Raw genomic sequence first — 22,171 nt, forward strand, 5'->3', positions numbered from 1 at the left:
CATTGATCAATATTCGATATTACCAGAATAAGGTATAAATAGCTACCAAAATACCTGCAACGATTACTGCGCCTGCGGTAAAGGCCCTCGACATTTTGAACATGCTTGAATCTATTTCAAGGCCATTTGCTTTAACGCCTTTTGCGGTTTCAATTTTAGAAATTATGTACATACCGCCAACACAGATCAGGAATACAAAACCCATACGATCAAGGAATGGGATCTCATAAACTTTGTCGGCGTTGAGCTTAGAGAAGCCGTAAGGCGACAGGAACTTAAGATTGGCAAAATGCGGCAGGAACTTAAAGAATACCGAGAATACAAAACCGCCGATCGTAGAGAATAAAGCGGCGTTTGATGTAGCCTTTTTCCAAAAGAAGCCCAACAGGAACATGGCCAAAATACCTGGGGATACAAAGCCTGTATATTCCTGTATGTATTGGAAGCCCTGTTTGCCTTCGCCCATCAATTGCTCACCAATTACCAAAGACATCAGTACGCCCAAAAGCATAGCTACTACCACTGATATCTTACCCAGGTTAACCAGCTGGCGGTCATTAGCAGCAGGATTGATTGCCTTTTTATAAATATCGAGCGTAAAGATAGTGGCGATGCTGTTTGCCTTACCCGCCAGTGATGCTACAATAGCCGCTGTTAAAGCTGCAAACGATAGCCCCTTTAACCCGGATGGCAGGAGATTAAGCAGTGATGGGTAAGCCTTGTTAACATCAAGCGTGCCTTTTGAACTTAACATTTCCTGGTGGAACATCCCCTTTTGATAAAGCACAAAGGCAGCTATGCCAGGGATAACCACGATAACCGGCATCAGGATCTTTAAGAACGCCCCGAATAATAAGCCACCACGCGCCGTTTTCAAATTTGCGCCAAGGGCACGCTGTGTAATGTATTGGTTACAACCCCAGTAATTAAGATTTACGATCCACATACCGCCTATCAATACAGAAAGGCCGGGCAGATCAAGGTAATTAGGATTATCCTTTTTGAAAACCATGTGGAAGTGATCGCCGGCCTCGCGCTTCATGATGGTTAATCCGTTCAGGATACCGGTTGTGCCTGATTTTTCGCTTAACAAATTCAAAGCGATGTAGCTGGCTACCAAACCACCCAATACCAGGAAGAACACCTGGATAACATCAGTATAACCAATCACCTTCATACCGCCCAGGGTGATGATGATGGCAAACACAGCAAGGAAAGCAATACATATATTGATACCGATGCCCGAAATACCGCTAACGGCCAATGCACCCAGGTAAAGGATAGACATCAGGTTCACCACAATGTAAAGCAACAGCCAGAACACCGCCATGATCATGGCTACCGTTCCGTTGTACCGCTCATGCAGAAACTGCGGCATAGTAAAGATCTTATTGCGCAGGTAAACCGGAATAAAAAATATGCCCACTATCACCAGCGTTAAGCCGCCCATCAGCTCGTACGTTGATATAGCCAGCCCCATTTTAAAGCCCGAGCCGCTCATGCCTATCATCTGCTCGGCAGAGATATTTGATGCAATTAGCGATGCACCAATGGCCCACCAGGTCAATGAACCTTCGGCCAAAAAGTAATCTTTTGATGTCGCATCCGCATTGTGCTTGCGCTTGTACACCCAAAAGCCATACAGTGAAACAATAACAAAATACACCAAAAAAACGGCGTAGTCTGCTCTGGTTAGTTCATTCATTTTAGGTTCTCCTCAATAATTTAATCGGTGGTAATTGGTTTAATTAGGTATAGAACATTTAATTGGTTTTATAGTAATTGTCGTTCCATCTCAGCTGGTTAAGCAGATCAGGCAATTTAGTATCTTTTCCGATACGGATAAACTCGAGGCCGGCCATATCCGCGAAATCCTGCATGTGCTCTGCAGTGAGGTTTTGGCTGTACGCGGTATGGTGAGCACCACCTGCGTATATCCACGCTGCGCAACCGGTTTTCATATCCGGCAGTGGTTTCCATAACACCCTTGCTATCGGCAATTTAGGCAGGTCTTCTATTGGGTCAATAGCTTCCACCTCATTCACAATCAACCTAAAACGGTTACCCATATCAACCAAAGAAGCATTGAATGCCGGTCCTGCAGCCACGTTAAAAACCAAACGCGCAGGATCTGCCTTACCGCCAATACCTAACGGATGCACTTCGAGCCTGGCCTTGCCATTGCTTAATGATGCATCTATCTCCAGCATGTGCGAACCTAAAACCAGTGCGTTATTAGGGTCAAAATGATAGGTGTAATCTTCCATAAAGGCGTTACCACCTGCTAAACCCGAACCCATTACTTTGCAGGCACGCACCAAAGCAGCGGTTTTCCAGTCGCCTTCACCGGCAAAGCCAAAGCCGTCGGCCATCAGGCGTTGTGCAGCTATACCCGGTAATTGCAGCATTCCGTGCAGGTCTTCAAACGTATCGGTAAAGCCTTTAAAGCCACCGTTTGTTAAAAATTTGCGCAGACCAAGCTCTATCCTTGCTGCCTCATAAACAGAAGAATGCTTATCGCCGCCTTTTTGCAGCGAAGCATCCATGGTATAAGTAGCCTCGTATTCTTTGATCAGTGTGTCAATCTCTGATTCATTTACGCTATTGATCACCGCTACCAGGTCGCCTACACCGTAAGTATTAACGGAGTACCCAAACTTTAATTCGGCCTCTACTTTATCACCTTCAGTTACCGCAACATAGCGCATATTATCGCCTATACGCGCAAATTTAGCGCCCTGCCAATCGTGCCAACCGGCAGCGGCGCGGCACCAGGTATCAATTTGGCCCAACACTTCCGGGTCTTGCCAGTGGCCAACAACTACTTTACGGTTCTTGCGCATGCGCGATACAATAAAACCGAACTCGCGGTCGCCGTGGGCGCTTTGGTTAAGGTTCATGAAGTCCATATCTATCGAACTCCATGGTATATCGCGGTTATATTGCGTATGCAGATGCAGCATTGGTTTTTGCAGGATGCTAAGACCTCTTATCCACATTTTGGCCGGCGAAAAAGTGTGCATCCAGGTGATGATACCGATACAGTTCTCGGCAACGTTTGCTGCAGAAAGCGTTGCATATATTTCTTCCGGACTTTTAACAACCGGTTTGTAAACCACAGTTACAGGGATGTTTTTAGCTTCATTTAAACCGCTGGCTATGTGTTGCGAGTGCTCTGCAACCAAACGCAGGGTTTCTTCTCCGTACAAATGCTGACTACCGGTTATAAACCAAACTTCAAAGCTTTTAAGATCTATCATGTTTTATGTTTTGTTATTTATTGATAGGCGACAACCTTAGCAGGGCTGCACCATGTTTTTTAATTTTTTGCTGATATGTATTTTGATGAGTGCCGGCGTTTTGCCTCTCCCAAAGGTTACGAATAGCTATCTTTCCAACCATCCCAAGTTTATTAAGATCGAGGGCCACCTCACCGTCTTTCTCCTGCAGGTTAAAAACGGCTGCATAAATATCTTTTGAGGCAGGTACCTTTGAATACCACACCATGCTTTCGTTGTTGTGGTAAAGTTCTTTAGGATCCTCGCCTTTTTGGTTAACGGCCAATACCTCAGGGTTATTCAACAATTTCAGATCAAATGGGCGGTTCTCTGGCATGTTGCCACCCATCATCAACGGCGAACGGAAAATACACCAGAAGGTCATGTGGGTAAGTAATTCATCATCGGTAAACCTACTGTAACGTTCGGGGCCTACCGGGCCGCGTTTTGATAGCTTGCCAATCTGCAGCATATCACAATCTGGCCAGTGGCCAGGGCCGCCAATGCCCTGCCAGTTGCGGGCATAGTTAAACATGTTCATCAACTCCTTCCAGCTATCCCAAAAATCATCGGCCATACGCCATTGGTTGGCATACTGTTTTACATGGTTGGCTTCTTTTACTGGAGTTTCACCCGGGGAAATGCTCAGCACCATCGGCCTTTTGCTGTGTTTTATAGCTTTGGCGTAACCTTCAATTTCGGCGGCATGGTATGGGCGGGATATATCATCCACCTTAATAAAATCAACACCCCATGAGGCATACAGGTCAAGGATGGAATTGAGATATTCCTGCGCACCGGGCTTGTTCATATCCAGGCCGTACATATGGTTCATCCACTCGCATTTGGATGTGGTATCGGCGATCATATCTGCTGTGATACCCTTTGCACCCAGTACAGGTGTTTTTGACCAAACGGCCTGCCGCGGGATGCCTCTCATTACGTGTATGCCAAATTTTAAACCCAGGCTATGCACATAATCGCCAAGTGGTTTAAACCCTTTACCCCCAAAGGCCGACGGAAACTTTGTAGGCTGCGGCAGCAACCGCCCCCACTTGTCCATAGTTAGCCAGGGTATAAAAGAGCCATCATATAAATTTTGCTGAAATGGATTGCCGATCTTACTTCCCGGAGGGTTATCGTATGACCAAAGAAAATCGACCACTATATATTGCCAGCCATAGGGCTTTAAGTATTTGGCAAGATAGGCAGCATTGGCTTTCACCTCACTTTCGTGCACTGCCGAGCCAAAACAGTTATAGCTGTTCCAGCCCATTGGCGGCGTTAGCGCAACGCTTTGTGCTTTCGCGAGGTTATCGCTAAGCATTATGGCAATGAGCGCTATAACAATACTCCTTAACATTACCCTATTGGCCATAATATGAATCCGGACCGTGTTTGCGCTGATAGTGCTTATTTATGAGTGCGTCTTTAAGGCGTGGTGCATTGGCGTTGATCTGCTCTGTAAGATAGGCCATTTGCGCAACCGACTCCAGCACGGCGCTGTTATAAACGGCTTTCTCAGCTGTTTTGCCCCAGGTAAAAGGAGCGTGGTTACCTACCAATACCATCTCAACTTTTTTAGGGTCTAACCCTTTCTCTTTGAAATGATCCAGTATTTGAAAACCGGTTTGGTATTCATAATTACCTTGTATCAGTTCATCGCTCATTGGTGGCGCGCAGGGTATGTCTGTTGTTAAATGGTCGGCATGCGTTGTACCGAAAATGGGTATACACCGTTGCGATTGCGCCCATGCGGTAGCGTAGGTAGAGTGAGTATGTACTATACCATTGATACCTTCCCAATGCTTATATAAAACCGCGTGGGTTAAAGTATCTGATGATGGGCGCAGGTCACCCTCGATAGTGTTACCGTCAAAATCAACGATCACCATCTTCTCCGGCGTTAGCTGGCTGTATGGAACACCACTTGGCTTAATGGCAAACACACCCAGATCACGGTCTGCTGCACTTACATTACCAAAGGTAAACAGCACCAGCCCGAGCTGTGGTAACTGCATATTGGCTTCGTAAGCCGTTTGTTTGATATGTTGATACTTGCTCATCATTATAAAGTTTCGCCGGCCTCCACCTCATGCTTTTTAGATACCTGCGTGGCAATAAAATCACCTAAGGCCCCGTATTGCTGATAACGCTGGTTATAGACCTCGTGATTTGCTGCGTTAGGTTCATAAGACACATCAAACCCACCGCCCATTGCGTCCATTGCTTGTTCTACCGTTTCATAAACGCCTGCCACAACCGCAGCAAACATAGCGGCCCCCAAAGCGCAGGTGTGTTTGTGCTGGTGGATGCGAATAGGCATGCCCAATACGTCGGCCATGGTTTGCATTACAAATTCTGATTTTTTGGCAACACCACCAATGCCGATGATGCCCTTAACCGGGATACCCTCGCGGATAAAACGGTCGACAATACTTTTAGCACCAAAACAGGTTGCCTCTACCAGTGCACGGAAAACACGCGGCGCATCAGACCCCAACCCTAAGCCTGTAATGGCGCCACTAAGCAGTTGATTAGCATCGGGGGTGCGGCGACCGTTAAACCAGTCTATAGCCAGTTCATTCACCTCATCTATTGGCAAGGCGGCTGCTTGTTTACTTAATTCAGGAATGATCTTATCCAGCATCTCGGCTTTCAATGCCTCTGCCACTTCAGGAGTGATCAATTTTGTTTGATCGAGAAGATTGTTAAGTGGCCATGACAATAGGTTTTTAAACCATGCATATGTATCGCCAAACGCTGACTGACCAGCCTCTAAGCCAATCATACCCGGTATAACCGATCCGTTTACTTGCCCGCAGATACCTTTTACCAGGTTACCCTCAATTTCATTAGCTGGTGCAACCAAAATATCACAGGTTGATGTACCCATTACCTTGCTGAGGTGATAGGGTTCTATCTGCCCGCCAACGGCCCCCATGTGTGCATCAAAAGCACCAACGCCAATTTTCACGTCGGCTGGCAGGCCCAATCTGTCCGCCCATTCCTGGCTTATTGTACCGGCAGCAACATCAGATGTGTAAGTATCCTTAAATAACCTGCCCGTAAATCCTGCCAACAGCGGGTCAAGCGACGAAAAGAAATCATCTGGCGGCAAGCCACCAAATTCTTCGGCCCATAGCGCTTTGTGCCCTGCAGCGCAACGGCTGCGTTTTATTTCTGCGGCATTATTGCCACCAGTTAATAAAAATGGCACCCAATCGCAATGCTCTACCCACGAATGACATGCCGACCTAACTTGTTCGTCAACACGTAATATGTGAAGCAGCTTTGCCCAAAACCACTCCGAAGAGTAAATACCACCTACGTATTGCAAATAGTTGGTATCAAACTTTGTGGCGTGTTCATTGATCTCTGCAGCTTCTTTGGTAGAGGTATGGTCTTTCCAAAGTACAAACATGGCGTTCGGATTGCTCTCGAACTCTGGTAGTAAAGCCAGGGGCGTACCTGCTTCATCTACCGCAACAGGCGATGAGCCTGTAGTATCAACAGATATACCTTTTACCTGAGCCGCAATTTTATCGCCACCGGCAAGCTTGATACATTCTTTAATAGTTTGCTCCAGCCCGTCAATATAATCGAGCGGATGTTGCCTGAACTGGTTAGCAGCAGGTTTGCAGTATAGCCCTTTTTTCCAGCGCTGATATTCGTGTACGGCAGATGCAAGCTCCTGCCCGTTTGAAGCATCGACCAAAACAGAACGCACAGAGTCCGTCCCGTAATCGACACCAATAACATATTGGTTCAAATCCATTTTTATTGTTAAAATAACACTTATTAAATTCAGAATTTAAGATCCGCGCCTAAAAGCAGTAGATCAACTATATTGCTGATTGTTTATAATTGGTTCTGTCCTAATGCCATCAACAGGAATAGGAAATTTTGATCTCGTGACTACTTTGGCTTCGCGCCGGTATTACAATATCAAATATAAAAGATTAACAATATAAATGTATAAAAAACACTTAAATTTTACAAAAGAAAATTGTTGTTAACCACGCTTTATTAAAAAACAGTCATCACGCCTTTAAACGGGGTGATGACTGTGGCTTAACATCAAACAAATGCCACCCTAATTGGCTGCCATCTCATTCACATTACGGGCAGGAGGTTCGGCATGCAGTAGGTGTTTTACAAAGAAGTCCTTCTTCTTTTTTCGGCCGTATGGCCCGCCATCGCTGTGGCCCATGCCCGGCACCATCAGAAAATCGAACATCTTATTGCTTTTGATCAGCGCATCTGCAAAACGGTAGGTTGATTCGGGCGGCACGTTATTATCAGCTTCGCCCACGATCAGCATCAGATCGCCCTGTAATTTACCGGCATTGGTAATATTTGACTGTTGCTCATAATGCGGGCCAACCGGGTAACCCATCCATTGCTCGTTCCACCATTGTTTATCAATACGGTTATCATGGCAGCCACATGCAGATACAGCGGCTTTGTAAAACTCAGGATGGAACAGCAACGCGCCCGATGAATTTTGCCCGCCGGCAGACGTGCCGTACACACCCACCCGGCTGATATCAACCTGTGGGTATTTGGCAGCAAGCGCCTTCATCCACAAAATACGATCAGGGAAACCTGCATCGGCGAGGTTTTGCCAACAAATATCATGGAAAGCTTTTGAGCGGTTTGCCGTACCCATTCCATCAATCTGCACCACAATAAAACCTAACTGCGCAATGCTCTGCATCTCGTTAACCACCGAAAAACTTTTGGGTACAAATGAATCCTGCGGACCAGCGTAAATATTCTCTATTACCGGGTAGCTCTTTTGCGGATCCATATTAGCCGGGCGATAAATTACGCCCCAAATATCCGTTTTACCATCCCTGGCTTTTGCAACAAAAACTTCGGGCAGTTTAACACCGGTAGCAAGGAGTTGGTTAACATCACCATGTTCCAATTCAGCCACAGTTTTAAGGGTGGCCGTGTTTTTAAGCACCACCTTAGGGGCTACATTTACCTGCGAATAGGTGTCAACAAAATATTTCCTATCAGGAGAGAAAACAATGTTGTGGTTCCCCCTCTCCGGTGTTAGGTCTACCAGGTTACCGCCATCGTAATTGATGCGGTAAAAATACATCAGGTAAGGGTCTTCTCCTGCATTTCTGCCACTGCCCCTAAACCAGATCTGTTTTTTGCTAACGTCAACACTGTCCACATCGCGTACTACCCAGTTGCCCTTGGTTACCAGCTTTTGGGCTCCGGTTAATTCATCAACCATGTAAACATGGCGCCAGCCGTCTTTTTCCGTCACCCAAACTATTTTGTGGGATTTGGCATCATAAAAAGTGAATATCCTCTGCTCGTAAATAAAGGTTTTTGTTTTTTCATCGATGATGTTGCGGGTTTTGCCGGTGTTAACATCAACCTCAATCACCCTAAAACGCTGGTGACCCCTATCGGCTTTTTCGTAAGTAAAATAGCGGCTATTGCCGTTACGCCAGTGCAGCCTTGGGGCGCCAAAGAAATCTATCTTCTCCGCATCTGTTTTAATGCCGGTTTTTGTATCGATGTTAAACAGGTACTGCTCATAGGTGGTAAATTCATCACCCGGCTGCTCATAATCATGTGATTTTAAAACAGCACGTGTAGTACCAGGAACAGAACTAAGCAGGTAATAAACCTTTTTTGCCTCACGCGGATCAATGCGATAACCAACCAAGTGCCTGCTGTCCGGCGACCAGGCCAGTTCGCCGTAAGGCTTTTCTGCATTGCCGTCAGTTGTCAATTTAATTTCTGTTTGCTTATCCGCAGATCTTACAACAATGTTACCGCCCTTTACAGCCACTATCCATTTTTTATCGGGAGAAATAGAATCGGTATTGGCGCCTTCCCAACGGAAATGCCTTTCCTGTAAAGGCTTGTCGTTATCATACCGGCGGTGGATGGAATCTTTGGTAAGTTCAATTTTTTTTGTTGCGAGGTCATATTTAAGCCATGCACCCAGAGTTTTAAAAGTTGCCTGCTTTTTATCCGGACTAAAAAACATTTCTTCAACCCTGAAAACACCGTCCTTTACAGGCTTCCCTGTTAAACGGCTAACATTGCTGCTAAGTTGGCCTGTTTCGAAAAGTGTGGCTCTTGTACCTTTATCAGCATCCACCAAAATGTATGCTGTTTGATTGTTAGCTGTTTTTTTACCGTACCAAAACTCATTGCTTCCCTGCTCCCAATTGGGCCTGATGCCTGTTAAATAAGGCACTTTCTTAAGCGCCGAATCAAGCGCATCAGCGGCCTTGTAATTTTGCAACACCTCTGCGTGTGTTGGCAGATACGGCGTTGCAGTTTTTTGCTGCGCGCTGGCCGCAGTGCATATGGTTAGGATAAAGATTGCGGAGAATAATGATCGGTATTGATTTGCCATAACTTTAGTAATGGCTAAAAATAGCGATTAGTGCAGCAAGCAAATGGCTGTAAATTAACACATCATAGCAGGCATTTAACAAAGCAGCCCGCATTAATAAGATGCAGGCTGCTTTGATATTATCTGTAAGATCCGGCGTTACGCTCTCAGCGCTTCTATCTCCTGCCTTGTTTTAGGCAGGTATTTGCCTAATAACTGGCTGCCGGTATCAGTGATCAGGAAGTTATCTTCAACACGGATACCTCCAAAATCGCGGTAGGTAATCAACACCTCATAATTGATAAATTCCTGGTATTTCTTTTCGGCCTGCCAGCGGTCTATTAGTTCAGGGATGATATAAATACCCGGCTCAACTGTAAGTACGTAACCGGCCTCTAACTCGCGGCCTAATCGCAATGATTTTAAGCCGAAAATTTCTGTTTCCTTCTTAAGCACATCAGAGTAACCTACATAGTGCTCGCCAAGGTCTTCCATATCGTGCGTATCCATGCCCAGCATGTGGCCTAAACCACATTGAAAGAACATGGTATGCGCACCGGCTGCAACGGCTTCTTCTGCGTCACCTTTCATCAGGTTTACGGTTTTCAACCCCTCAACAAGTTTCTGGCAGGCTTGCAGGTGGATATCCTTGTACCTTACGCCCGGTTTAAGCATGCTGATTGCATGATCCATTGACTGAACCACAACATCATACAACTCGCCCTGGCGGGTATCAAATTGCTTACCTACCGGAAAAGTACGGGTAAGATCGCCGCCATAGTGCATGGCATTTTCGGCGCCAATGTCGGCAAGTACCATATCGTCATCAGACAGCACGTTGCCGTAATAATGGGTGTGCAGCGTTTGCCCGTGTTTGGTAATGATGGCAGGGTAACCCAAGCGCGAATCGTTTGCAATGGCAAGCTCATGGGCTTTAGCCACCAGTTCGTACTCGCGCATACCCGCGCGTGCCGATCTGATCACTGCAAGCTCCATATCAACGCTGGTGTTAACCGCTTTCTCAATTTCGGCAACTTCAAGCGGTGTTTTTATTACCCGCTGGCTGATAACCGCTTTGATCAGTTCAACAGAAACATAATTTTTAAGACCATCCAAGTCAATTTGTAACCAGGATGCAAGTTTTATTTTATTTTCCGGGCGATAAGGCGGTAACAAATGGACCTGTCTGCCGGCCGACGTTGCTTTGCCGATATACGCTGCAATTTGCGGATAAGCTTGGGTTTTAGATACGCCTACCAATGCAGCCATTTCGCTAACCGATGGCAACGTACCCGTCCACACGATGTCGTCAATAGTAAGGTCATTACCAAAAATGATCTCATCGCCGCTATTGGTATCAATTACGGCAGCCAAACCCGCCACATCAAGCCCAAAGTAGTACAAGAAACTACTATCCTGCCTAAAGGGGAAGGTATTGTCTTTATAATTCATACTGCTTTCATCGTTTCCCATTAAAACGATGATGCCTTTACCGCTCATTTTTTGTTTTAAAACGCTGCGGCGTTGTTCATAAACCTGTTTATCGAAAAGTTGAAGCTTCATGGTATAAAATTAAGCATGCCGGTTATTTGAGTAACCGGCATGCAAATATCAAATAAATTAATGGCTTATTTTTTCCATTCGCCGTTAAACAAGCGCCAGATGTTGGTTGGGTTGGCTTGTTGCAAGGCCATTGGCAGCAAAGTATCAGGACAGTTTTGGAAACACACCGGGCGCACCCATCTTTTAGCTGCGTTGATACCTACCGCAGTAAAACGGCTATCAGTAGTTGCCGGAAAAGGGCCGCCGTGCACCATACTGGCACATACCTCAACGCCTGTTGGTACACCGTTGAACAACACCCTGCCGGTTAATGATGGCAGCATTTGTATTAATTTAGGATGCGCTGTAAAATCAGCATCGGTACCCATAACCGTGGTAGTAAGCTGGCCAGATACCGTTTTTAAAACCTGCATCAATTGTTGCTCATCTTTGCATTTCACCAGTAACGAGAAGGGACCAAATACTTCTTCACGCAGCAGATGATTTTTCAGGAAAGTATCTGCATCTACGGTAGCTACCGTTGGTTCTGCCTGTATATCTGTAGCGCTTGTTGTAGTTTTGGCAACATCAGTTACGCCTTCCTGCTCAAGGGCAGCACTGCTTTTCTTTTCATAAGCCTCATGGATACCTGCGTGCAACATATTGGCCGGTTTAACCTGTTCAATCTGTTGACCAAGGTGTTTGTAAAACTCGTTCAATCCTTCGCCCTCTACCGCCAGCATCAGGCCCGGGTTGGTACAAAACTGTCCCATACCCAAAGTGATGGATCCTGCATATTGTGCAGCCAGGTCGGCGGCGTTTTGCTTAAGGGTATCGGGTAAAAACACAACAGGGTTTATGCTGCCCATTTCAGAGAATACCGGGATAGGTTTTTTTCTTTCTGATGCATACTTCACTAAAGCCAAACCGCCCACGGTTGAGCCGGTAAAGCCTACTGCTGCTGTTTCATCAGCCTGTACCAAAGTCTTGCCCGACTCAAACGATGTACCGTGTACATGCTGGAAAACATCTTCCGGCATGTTGGTGCGTGCAATAGCTTTTTTAATTGCCTGGTAAACCATTTCTGATGTTTCCGCATGGGCAGGGTGAGCTTTTACTACTACCGAACAACCCGCACCCAGTGCACTTGCGGTATCACCACCTGCTGTTGAATAGGCAAACGGAAAGTTGCTGGCACCAAATACCACCACCGGACCAAGAGGTATAAGCATTTTACGGATGTCAGCGCGTGGTAATGGTGTCCTGTCTGGCAGGGCAGTATCAACACTTGCCTCAACCCAGCTGCCCTCGCGCAGCATTTCTGCAAACATACGCAGCTGGCCGGTAGTGCGGCCGCGTTCGCCGGTTAGGCGCGGCAAAGGCAAGTTGGTCTCTTCCGAAGCTTTTTGCAACAAGTTATCGCCTAAGGCCTCAATCTCTTCGGCAATGGCGTCTAAAAACTTTGCCTTTTCTTCGGCACTTACTAATTGATATGCTTCAAATGCAGCTTGTGAGCGCTGCATGATCGATTTTATTTCCTCTACACTTACGTCTTTAAAGTTGTTAGCCATGGCAGATCTGTTTTTATAATATAACGGCATTATGCCACAACAAAAATATTAAGCTTTTGCCACGTATCACCAAAATTCCTAACCAATTATAGCATTATTTTATCCTGTTGGATTACACCAAACATCGATAAAAGTCAAAAAGCGGTTAATAGCTACGGCATTTATTGATCTGCTATCTGTTTCTTGCCACCTATTAAATAGTATACAGGGATACCTGTAAGGGTGATGATCAATCCGGGATACGTATAAGCAGGTTTATATTTGATCAATAATATGCAGAACGCCAAGCCCATAATGATATAGATGATTGGCAGTACAGGATAACCGAATGCTTTGTAAGGCCGCTCGGCATTGGGTTGCTTTTTACGCAGGATGAATATGCCGATGATGGTAAGTACATAGAATATAACCACCACGAATGAGATCATATCTAACAGGTCACCATACTTACCACTGAGGCTCCAGAGGCAGGCAAAAACGCACTGCAGCCATAAGCCTATTCCCGGTACCGAGTTTTTATTTAACGTGCCAACACTTTTAAAGAACAGTCCGTCTTTAGCCATGGAGTAATACACCCGCGCGCCAGACATGATCAATCCGTTATTACACCCAAAGGTTGATACCATGATCAATAGCGCAATGATAACTGTACCCGCGCTGCCAAATATATGGCGCGATGCTTCTACACCCACCCTGTCCCTGTCAGCAGCGGCAATTTCATGTAAAGACAGCACACCGGTATACATCACGTTAATGAGCAAGTAAATGATTGTTACAATGAGCGTACCCAAAGCCAAACTTAAACCGATGTTGCGTTTTGGGTTTTTGATCTCGCCGGCAATAAAGGTTACATTATTCCACGAGTCGCTGCTGAAGATAGAACCCACCATGGCAGATGCGATGGCGCCAAGCGCTGCAATAGTGGTGTACTGCGCTACTGAGCCATCGGCATTAAGGCGGTGCATATCCCAAGGATTTTGCCAGTTCTTGTCCCAAACAGATGTTTTTAAAGCAAATAGTCCAAAAACAATCAACCCTAACAAGCTGAGCAGCTTGGCGATGGTAAAAACGGTTTGTACTATTTTACCGCTCTTAACCCCATGCATATTTATCCAGGTTAAGAAAACAATGACCACGATAGACAGCAACTGCGCCGGTGATACGGTTACAAAGCCGGCATCGAAAATTACGCGTGTCTCGCTTACCTGCGGTACCAGGTATGCTGTAAACTTAGCGAAGGCCACACCTACTGCGGCAATGGTAGCAGTTTGTATCACGGTAAAAAAACTCCAGCCGTATAGAAAGCCCACAATGGGTCGGTATCCTTCTTTGAGGTAAACATACTGCCCACCCGCACGCGGGAACATAGCGCTCAACTCACCGTAGCTGAGCGCGGCGGTTAACGTCATAAAACCGGTGATAAGCCACACAAACATCAGCCAGCCGGCGCTGCCAACATTACGGGTAATATCTGCGCTTACGATAAATATACCCGACCCTATCATACTGCCTGCCACCAGCATGGTAGCGTCCATCAATTTTAGTGAAGGCTTAAAGGTTGTATTGTTCTCCATAATTGTTGCCAAACGGCGGGCTTTGGTGTATCTGTTTAATTATTTACTGAAGTTGTAAAACTTCCAGCTGGTGGTAAAATCTTTGGTAAGCGGCTGATTGGTTAGCGTAGCCCGCAGCATTTCAATCGGGATCAGGTTTTCTTTCATCGCCGCATCATGAAATTGCTTAAAGGTCATTTTGCCGCTATCAACCAGTTCCTTTCTTAATTCTGTAAGTTGCAGGCCACCCACCAGGTAAGCTACCTGGTAAAGCGGACTGTAGCCGCCTTCGAACGACCGCCTTACTTCACCTTCGGCGTTAGCTCTTTCATGTCCAACGCGGTCAACCAGGAAGTCGATACATTGCTGCGGTGTCCAGTTACCTAAATGATAGTTAAGCGAGAATATGATACGTGCACAGCGGTGCATGCGCCAGAACAGCATTCCTACACGCTCTTCGGGTGTTTTGGCAAAGCCTTTATCATATAGCAATAACTCCCAGTATAAAGCCCATCCCTCAACTGAAAACGGTGTACCAAAATCCTGGCGGTAGGCTTTGTAACGGCTGTTCATAAAATATTGCAGGTTATGGCCGGGAATCAACTCGTGCTGTACAGTTCCTCTCGAGAAATAAGGATTATTGCCACGCATGCTCATCAGCCTGTCCTGGTAATTCATGCTGTTGGTTGGGTACGAGATACTGATCTCCTTCCCCCCTGTAAAGAACGGATTAACCAACTGCCTTTGCGGCGACATCATGACCATGCCCCAGGTTTCTTCGGCAAGGGGCGGTATGGTTATCAGGTCGCGTTGTTTGATAAAATCTATCGCATCGTTATATAATTTAACGATCAGCTCCGGCTGGTGCCCAACAGGCACATAGCTATTCTTTACTTTCTCTAAAGCTTTTTTCCAATCGTTGCCAAAGCCCATTTCCTGTGATGCCTTTAGCATTTCCTTATCGCACCAGGCAAACTCCTGGTTAGCAAGTTTTATCAGTTCTTCCGGCGTGTAAGGTATCAGTTCGGCTTGCAGTTGGTTTATCAGATCCTGCCTGCCAATGGGTACGCCCTTAATACCACTGTTATCCGGCTTTTGTGTGGTATTTAGTTTTCCCTTTGTTAAAGCCAGCTTACTGTATTTATCAAGCGCTTCATCCAGTTGTTTGTAAGGCTGCGGAACCCACCAGGTAAATCCCGGGTCATATGTGTTATAAAAGCTGTAAAAACTTTTTAACCTCCCCTTTAGTCCGCGCAATTCTGCTTGCAGGGTTTTGGCTACCGGCATATCAACTGATTGCAATTTGCCGCAATTTATGGTATCTGCTTTTAACTGCTGCGAGATCGTATTCAGTTCAGCGGCGACCTTCTCACCATCCAGGTACTGGCCACGACGACGTTTCTGTTCAAGGGCGTATATTCCGTCGGCAAAAGAAATGTACTTGGCTGCCTGATTATATAAGTCGCCTTCTTTATTCAGATCTTTAAGATCGGCGTTGATACGTTTCTTCAGCAAGATATAATCTACCTTACCGTAGATGCTCATGCTGTTAAAATCAACAGCAGCCATTTGTTTAAGGTAATCATTATCAATCTCGGTTAAACGCTTGCGCTGCTCCGGCGAGTTGATCACATCCTGCCGCCACTGATCTTCGCCCCTGTCATTATAAGAATAAGGCGAATAAAAGTCGCGAATGGCGTTCATGTCCTGCCCATATTTGATAATGGTGCCGGCCATTTCGCTGGTTTGTTCGTAAAGGTTTGTGTTTATCGGGGTTTGGGCAGCGGCGCTAAACGCGCAAAATGCCAGCGCGTGAAAGGAAAATCCTTTCACAAAAGTTTTAAGGGTTAGCACAATAGTTTTAGTTAAGCGTAAATGTAAAGCGGCAATTAACCTGCAGCCCGGTTAAGGCTTATCATGTTGTTGTTATAAGAATCGAGATAGCCGCGTGGCGAATTACCTATAACACTCCTGAAAACCCTGTTAAAGTTGGTGATGCTTTTAAAGCCGCATTTGTAAGCAACAGTGTTGATGCTTTCAAATTTGTGGGATATCAGTTTTTTACAAGCTTCATTGATACGGATATCATTTAAGAACGAAACGAAGGTGTGGCCGGTATGCTTTTTAAAATAACGGCAAAAAGATTCCGGAGTCATGTAAGCAACTTTAGCAACATCCTCAAGGGTAATTGATTCTGAATAGTGCTGCATAATATAGTTGTAGATATTACCTATCCGTATCCCCTCGTTCTCTGTTATGCCGGGCAGGTTGCCGTAAGTTGATAATGGTGAAAGCTTGGTTTTAATGCTGGTAAGCGTTTTGAGCAATTGAAAAAACTGCACCAACTGATCCGGACCACCGGATTTTTGTAAGGCTATCATGATTTGAGATAGCTTGTCGATCACATCATGTGGTATCTTAACTCCCTGCTGATACTGCTGGATGAACATCAGGGATGGTTTTAACTCCGGCAAATTAAACAGCGGAGCCAGCACATCCTGCGGATCAAAAAAGATAGTTAATGCTTCTATATGTTTGTTGGTATTAGGCGCAAAATACTCCGGATTACTTTTGAAAACGTGCGGCAGATTGGCCCCGATCAGAAACATATCACCCGCAGAATAATCGTGCATATTATTGCCGGCAATCAACGTACCTTCACCTTGCTGGATCCAGGTAAGCTGTACCTCTTTGTGACGGTGCAGGTACGGATAGTGGTAAGGCAACAAAACCTTTTCTGCGATAACGCTCTTATCGTGCGGTACCGGGATGGTAAATTGTAATACTTTCATGATGCTGCTCTGATTTCACCGTTAATTTACCATTACTTAACATATTTTGCTAAATAAATTATGAATTAGGTTAAAATACGGGCAACAATAGGTAATTTTTTAACATATATTAATTCTTACTTATGAAAACTAAAATATAAGTTGTTGAAAATTAGGCCAATAAAATATTATATATTACAAAACAAAAGCCCGCTACATCTGTGCGATGAGCGGGCTTAACTTTATATACAAGTTGAACGTAGGGGCATTAAATAAAATCAGTTCCTATCCGGCGCAAAATCTGCTACTTTGATGGTAGTTGTTTTGCCCGAGATGATCTCGCTGGTTAATAAACCGGTGGCAGCACCAAGGCTAAGGCCCATCATGCCGTGGCCGGTAGCCAGCGTTAAGTTTCCATAGTTTTTTGTCCTGCCTATATAAGGCAAGCCATCCGCAGAAGACGGGCGGAAGCCAAACCAAATATCTTTCTGTTCGGGAACCGCAGGTTTCAGGTCAGGGAAATATTTAGGTACCGATTCTACGATACCTTTTACCCTATTCATGTTGATACGGGTGTTAATTGCATCCAGTTCCATGGTACCACCGTAGCGCAGGCCGCCGTTCATTGGTGTAATGGCAACCCTCGCCTCTGCAAGCAACGCCGGAATGTGCATGGTGCCGCTCTCGTCGGGCACATTAAAAGAATAACCTTTACCCGGCATCAGCAATACATTTACCTTCAACATTTTGGCAATTGCCGGCGACCATGAGCCACCTGCTATCACATATTCATCAGCCGTAAATTTCTGGCTACCGGCAATTACGGCAGTAACCTTACCGTTATCGCTTTCAATTTTTGTAACCTCTGTATTGCTCAGCAATTTTGCGCCCGATGCCTTTAAATATTTTATTAAAGCAGTCATCAGTTTGTTGGGCGACAGGTGCGCATCGCAACGGTAATGCACGGCGCCCAATACATCAAGCTTTAAGTTAGGCTGCAGTTGCTTACATTCTTCAACGTTCAATACTGCCATATCAAGGCCTAACTCGCGGCCTTTTTCTGCCAGGTGCGCTTCTTCTTCGGCAGCTTTTTCTGATTTGTAGAACATCAGGATGCCTTTTTCAACCAGGTCAAAATCAAAACCCGGTTCGGCATTAAGGTCTTCGTACAATTTTTTGCTCAGCAAAGAAAGTTCTGTAAGCGGAACAGCAGAACGTTCTACGTGATCGGCCGTAGCCTTTTTCATGAATTTAAGTCCCCATTTGATCAGATCGGGGTTTAAAGACGGCTTCACATAAAACGGACTTTTGCTGTTAAACATCCATTTGATACCTTGCGATAACATGCCGGGCGTTGCCAGCGGAATAAAATGGCTAGGAACAATCATGCCCGCATTACCGTATGAGCAGCTGTCAAGCATATCGCCCTTATCCAAAACAGTAACATCATGCCCGGCCTTTTGTAAATAGTAAGCCGTGCTGAGTCCTATAATACCACCACCAATTATGAGCACATTTGCCATCTGTATTCAGCTATAAATCCCCCGGCAGGGCCGGAGGATATGAAGTTCTAAATTAATTTAAAAGGAAATTACGATTTGATGCCATGTATCAGATCACCTGGAAACCATGTGCATAAGGGTCGTCATCATCAATTTTGATGGTGTTGTAACCATAAACCCTGGCCCAGCCTTCTACGCTTGGTATAATGGCATCGATGTCGTTAATTTTAACCACATCTTCAACCTTACCAATAAATTTACTGCCGATGATACTCTCGTGTACAAACGGCTGGCCTACCTTAAGCTTACCTTTGGCAAACCATTGTGCCATACGCGCGGATGTGCCGGTACCACAAGGCGAGCGGTCAATAGCTTTATCGCCATAAAACACTGCGTTACGTGCAGTAGCATCTTCAGATAAGGTTGCACCTGCCCAAAGGATGTGCGAACAGCCGTTAATTGTTGGATCCTGCGGATGTACAAACTGGTATTTTTCGTTAATGCGTTTGCGTAATACCTGGCTCCAGGCAATTAACTGCCCTGCGGTGTAATTCTCCAGTCCCTTAAAGTTTGGCTGCGGGTCAACAATGGCATAGTAATTACCACCGTAACTTACATCAACCTTAAGCATACCCAGATCAGGACATTCAACTTCCAGATCAGTTGCAGCAAGGTAAGAAGCTACATTTCTCAGTTTAACTGAGGTTACTTTTTTACCTTCCTGTTTGTACTCTATAAGTACCAAACCGGCCGGGGCTTCCATACGTACAACGCCGGGAACCTTTGGCTGCAGTAAACCTTCCTCAATGGCGATGGTTATGGTACCGATAGTACCGTGGCCGCACATCGGCAGGCAGCCGCTGGTTTCAATAAACAGCACGGCAACATCGTTCTGCGGATCATGAGGCGGATACAGGATACTTCCCGACATCATATCATGGCCACGCGGCTCAAACATCAGCCCGGTGCGTATCCAGTCGTAGTCTTTTAAAAAGTGCTGGCGTTTCTGGCTCATATTGTCGCCCTGTAAAGTAGGGCCACCACCTGCAACCAACCTTACCGGGTTACCGCAGGTATGAGCATCAACGCAGAAAAAAGTTTTACTTGCCATATATATTAAACAGCCATCTCGGTTACAGCACCCCAGCTTCCTACAGGCAATTGAGGCCTTTTAGCAAGCGCATCGTTGATAACTTTAAGTACACGCTCACGCTCAGTACCAATTAATGGTAAACGAGGTGCACGTACGTTTTCGGTACCTATACCGGTGGCAACTTCTGCCAATTTAATATATTGTACCAGTTTAGCGTGAATATCAAGCTCTAATACAGGCAAGAACCAACGGTAAATTTCCAATGCTTCAGCAATTCTGTTGGCTTTTACCAAACGGTAAATAGCAACGGTCTCTTTAGGGAAGGCATCAACCAAACCTGCAACCCAACCATCAGCACCCATTACAAGGCTTTCCATTGCTAAAGGATCAACACCGGTAAAGATCTTGAACCTGTCGCCAAAACGGTTGATCATACGGGTTACATTTGATACATCGCGGGTTGATTCTTTAACCGCCTGGATATTATCGTAAGCAGCAAGTTCTTCAAACATATCCAAAGTAACTTCGATCTTGTAATCAACAGGGTTGTTGTAGATCATGATGGGTAACTTGGTGCTTTTTGCAATAGCAGCAAGATAAGCTACAGTTTCGCGTGGGTCGCTGTTGTAACGCATGGGAGGTAATACCATCAAACCATCAGCACCATTGTCATATGCTTTTTGTGCATAAGCCACAGCCGCTTTTGTGGTTTGCTCGGCAATATTCAACAATACCGGTACTTTACCCTGTACATATTCAACCGTATGTCTAAGCAGCGCAAATTTTTCATCATCAGACAAAACGCTGGCTTCTCCTAACGATCCGCCTAAAATAAAACCCTCGGCACCGGCTTCAAGCTGGGCATCAAGGTTAATATCAAAAGCATTAAAATCTAACTCGTCGTTATCAGTGAATTTGGTGGTTACAGCAGGGAACACGCCCTTCCATTCGAAGTTTATCATTATTAAAAATTTTTACAAAACTAATTTACTTTAAAAAACATATGACATAACAATTTAGCAGACAATGACCGTATTTTAACCACTTAATCTAAAAAATATATCATTGCCTGCTAATTAATGCTTATTGCGCGTCCCACCAAACCCTGTCAGTAAGCTTTGCGCTCTGCTGAGGTTGCGGATTTACTGTGATCTCTGATTGAGGATATAACACCCTGCGAGGTATGTCTGACAAGCCGTTTTTAACTTTTGTTAAAGCAGGATAACCAGTACGTCTCCAATCTGTATAATTCTCCATAGAAAGGAAATTAGCTACATTCTTTTCTTCTATTATTAACCTTAACGCATTGGCGGTGGTTAAAGTGCCGCGCGATGCAAGGTAGTTGGCTACATCTGTTGTGGCAATACCTAATTTAGACATGTGCGATTGCACTGCTGCCAGGTAAACCGGCTGTGCGGCTGTTACTCCAGATACGATAAGCGTAGCTTCGGCTTTCAAGAATAATGCTTCTGAATAGTTAAGAATGTAGTTATTTGAGCTGGTACTGGCGTAGAAGGCCCCCCCTAATGAGTATGACTGTAAGCTACCAATACCATCGGTACCTATCACGCGGCCATTGTACAACCCGGTCTCAATTGCCGGTGCAACCATTTTGGTTAAACGCGGATCATTACGGGTTTTAAAACCGTCAACAACGGTTGAGGCTAATACTAATGTAGATGCCGGTAAGAAATTTTGCTGCCATGGATTTTCTGCCCCTGCTGCCCCGCTGAACGGCATTTTCATATCATCATCATTACTTGCCATACCGTTTGCCAAAGCCGCCAGGGCAAGCTGCGCCTGCGCAGCAGCGGTGCGGCCCGGCGCTTTTGTTAAGTGCATGTAATAGCGCGCCTTAAGCGTATAGGCAACTTTTTTCCATTTGGTCATGTCGCCATTGAAGTAATAATCATCACCTGCAGGCACAACAGTGCTTCCTTTGCCAATATCAGCAATAGCGTTATCTAATAACGTTTGGATCTGGTTATAAATTGATTCCTGGCTATCGTAAGTAACATTAAGGCCATCTATACCTTTAAATGCATTTGAGAAAGGCACATCGCCCCAGGCATCTGTAGCTGAACCTAAACTATAAGCAAGTAATATTTTAGATATACCGGCATAATTGTTACTACCGTTTGCTTCTGCCTTTTTATTAAGCAGTACCAGGTTATTCATTACCTGCACGTAGTAGTTATACCAATCGCCATCCATATCCTGGTGGTACATCAGGTAAGTATCAAGGTTGGGGGGTACCTGGTTTAGAGCAATTACCTGCATGTACTCCTGCATTACAATGGGCAGGTTACCACCGGCAACAATGTTTTGTGAAATTGCAGCCTCAACAGGTGCTAACATAAGCGACTCCTTAACGTCTACAGGGCGGTTTGGGTCCTTGTTTACGTCTATGTATTTTTTACAGCCGGTTAAGGCAGTAAATACACATGTTATCAATATGATATATTTATATTTCATGACGATCTCT

At 45.3% G+C, this 22,171-nt stretch carries 15 protein-coding genes; all 15 read right to left on the reverse strand.

Features of this window, described 5'->3' with window-relative positions; all coding sequences use genetic code 11:
• Positions 1-19: 19 nt before the first annotated feature.
• Positions 20-1,705, reverse strand: coding sequence for a sodium/sugar symporter (locus FPZ42_RS09455; protein ID WP_146270671.1), 1,686 nt, complete (start codon positions 1,703-1,705; stop codon positions 20-22).
• 58 nt (positions 1,706-1,763) lie between these two features.
• Positions 1,764-3,260 carry an L-arabinose isomerase gene (gene araA, locus FPZ42_RS09460; protein ID WP_146270673.1) on the reverse strand — a complete coding sequence of 499 codons (1,497 nt, stop codon included), beginning with the start codon at positions 3,258-3,260 and terminating at the stop codon, positions 1,764-1,766.
• 13 nt (positions 3,261-3,273) lie between these two features.
• The gene (locus FPZ42_RS09465) at positions 3,274-4,641 is read right to left on the reverse strand and encodes a glycoside hydrolase family 27 protein (RefSeq protein ID WP_222431556.1); all 1,368 of its coding nucleotides are present in this window, start codon (positions 4,639-4,641) and stop codon (positions 3,274-3,276) included.
• 4 nt (positions 4,642-4,645) lie between these two features.
• Positions 4,646-5,344 carry an L-ribulose-5-phosphate 4-epimerase gene (locus FPZ42_RS09470; RefSeq protein WP_146270675.1) on the reverse strand — a complete coding sequence of 233 codons (699 nt, stop codon included), beginning with the start codon at positions 5,342-5,344 and terminating at the stop codon, positions 4,646-4,648.
• Positions 5,345-5,346: 2 nt separating this feature from the next.
• Positions 5,347-7,056 (reverse strand): ribulokinase, encoded by a 1,710-nt coding sequence (locus tag FPZ42_RS09475; protein WP_146270677.1) that lies wholly within the window; start codon positions 7,054-7,056, stop codon positions 5,347-5,349.
• 318 nt (positions 7,057-7,374) lie between these two features.
• Positions 7,375-9,675, reverse strand: coding sequence for a S9 family peptidase (locus FPZ42_RS09480; RefSeq protein ID WP_146270679.1), 2,301 nt, complete (start codon positions 9,673-9,675; stop codon positions 7,375-7,377).
• Positions 9,676-9,813: 138 nt separating this feature from the next.
• On the reverse strand, positions 9,814-11,217 hold the full coding sequence (locus tag FPZ42_RS09485) for an aminopeptidase P family protein (RefSeq protein WP_146270681.1): 1,404 nt from the start codon (positions 11,215-11,217) through the stop codon (positions 9,814-9,816).
• Positions 11,218-11,282: 65 nt separating this feature from the next.
• Positions 11,283-12,767: an aldehyde dehydrogenase (NADP(+)) gene (locus tag FPZ42_RS09490; RefSeq protein WP_146270683.1), complete on the reverse strand. Its 1,485-nt coding sequence runs from the start codon at positions 12,765-12,767 to the stop codon at positions 11,283-11,285.
• A gap of 161 nt (positions 12,768-12,928) precedes the next feature.
• Positions 12,929-14,341 (reverse strand): APC family permease, encoded by a 1,413-nt coding sequence (locus FPZ42_RS09495; RefSeq protein WP_146270685.1) that lies wholly within the window; start codon positions 14,339-14,341, stop codon positions 12,929-12,931.
• Positions 14,342-14,380: 39 nt separating this feature from the next.
• Positions 14,381-16,153 (reverse strand): DUF885 domain-containing protein, encoded by a 1,773-nt coding sequence (locus tag FPZ42_RS09500; RefSeq protein WP_261382257.1) that lies wholly within the window; start codon positions 16,151-16,153, stop codon positions 14,381-14,383.
• A 56-nt stretch (positions 16,154-16,209) separates the two neighbouring features.
• Positions 16,210-17,112 (reverse strand): AraC family transcriptional regulator, encoded by a 903-nt coding sequence (locus FPZ42_RS09505; protein ID WP_146270687.1) that lies wholly within the window; start codon positions 17,110-17,112, stop codon positions 16,210-16,212.
• A gap of 257 nt (positions 17,113-17,369) precedes the next feature.
• Positions 17,370-18,614: an NAD(P)/FAD-dependent oxidoreductase gene (locus FPZ42_RS09510; RefSeq protein ID WP_146270690.1), complete on the reverse strand. Its 1,245-nt coding sequence runs from the start codon at positions 18,612-18,614 to the stop codon at positions 17,370-17,372.
• A gap of 88 nt (positions 18,615-18,702) precedes the next feature.
• Positions 18,703-19,704, reverse strand: a complete 1,002-nt coding sequence (locus tag FPZ42_RS09515; RefSeq protein ID WP_146270692.1) for a 4-hydroxyproline epimerase — start codon at positions 19,702-19,704, stop codon at positions 18,703-18,705.
• A 5-nt stretch (positions 19,705-19,709) separates the two neighbouring features.
• Positions 19,710-20,648 carry a dihydrodipicolinate synthase family protein gene (locus FPZ42_RS09520; protein WP_146270694.1) on the reverse strand — a complete coding sequence of 313 codons (939 nt, stop codon included), beginning with the start codon at positions 20,646-20,648 and terminating at the stop codon, positions 19,710-19,712.
• Between the two features lie 121 nt (positions 20,649-20,769).
• Complete coding sequence (locus FPZ42_RS09525; RefSeq protein WP_146270696.1) at positions 20,770-22,161, reverse strand: SusD/RagB family nutrient-binding outer membrane lipoprotein; 1,392 nt, start codon at positions 22,159-22,161, stop codon at positions 20,770-20,772.
• Positions 22,162-22,171 lie beyond the last annotated feature (10 nt).

The organism is Mucilaginibacter achroorhodeus, assembly GCF_007846095.1.
GTDB lineage: Bacteria > Bacteroidota > Bacteroidia > Sphingobacteriales > Sphingobacteriaceae > Mucilaginibacter > Mucilaginibacter achroorhodeus.

Coding starts and splice junctions, on each gene's coding strand:
- FPZ42_RS09455 (WP_146270671.1), bottom strand. CDS start 1,705: ATGAATGAACTAACCAGAGCAGACTACGCCGTTTTTTTGGTGTATTTT.
- araA (WP_146270673.1), bottom strand. CDS start 3,260: ATGATAGATCTTAAAAGCTTTGAAGTTTGGTTTATAACCGGTAGTCAG.
- FPZ42_RS09465 (WP_222431556.1), bottom strand. CDS start 4,641: ATGTTAAGGAGTATTGTTATAGCGCTCATTGCCATAATGCTTAGCGAT.
- FPZ42_RS09470 (WP_146270675.1), bottom strand. CDS start 5,344: ATGAGCAAGTATCAACATATCAAACAAACGGCTTACGAAGCCAATATG.
- FPZ42_RS09475 (WP_146270677.1), bottom strand. CDS start 7,056: ATGGATTTGAACCAATATGTTATTGGTGTCGATTACGGGACGGACTCT.
- FPZ42_RS09480 (WP_146270679.1), bottom strand. CDS start 9,675: ATGGCAAATCAATACCGATCATTATTCTCCGCAATCTTTATCCTAACC.
- FPZ42_RS09485 (WP_146270681.1), bottom strand. CDS start 11,217: ATGAAGCTTCAACTTTTCGATAAACAGGTTTATGAACAACGCCGCAGC.
- FPZ42_RS09490 (WP_146270683.1), bottom strand. CDS start 12,767: ATGGCTAACAACTTTAAAGACGTAAGTGTAGAGGAAATAAAATCGATC.
- FPZ42_RS09495 (WP_146270685.1), bottom strand. CDS start 14,341: ATGGAGAACAATACAACCTTTAAGCCTTCACTAAAATTGATGGACGCT.
- FPZ42_RS09505 (WP_146270687.1), bottom strand. CDS start 17,112: ATGAAAGTATTACAATTTACCATCCCGGTACCGCACGATAAGAGCGTT.
- FPZ42_RS09510 (WP_146270690.1), bottom strand. CDS start 18,614: ATGGCAAATGTGCTCATAATTGGTGGTGGTATTATAGGACTCAGCACG.
- FPZ42_RS09515 (WP_146270692.1), bottom strand. CDS start 19,704: ATGGCAAGTAAAACTTTTTTCTGCGTTGATGCTCATACCTGCGGTAAC.
- FPZ42_RS09520 (WP_146270694.1), bottom strand. CDS start 20,648: ATGATAAACTTCGAATGGAAGGGCGTGTTCCCTGCTGTAACCACCAAA.
- FPZ42_RS09525 (WP_146270696.1), bottom strand. CDS start 22,161: ATGAAATATAAATATATCATATTGATAACATGTGTATTTACTGCCTTA.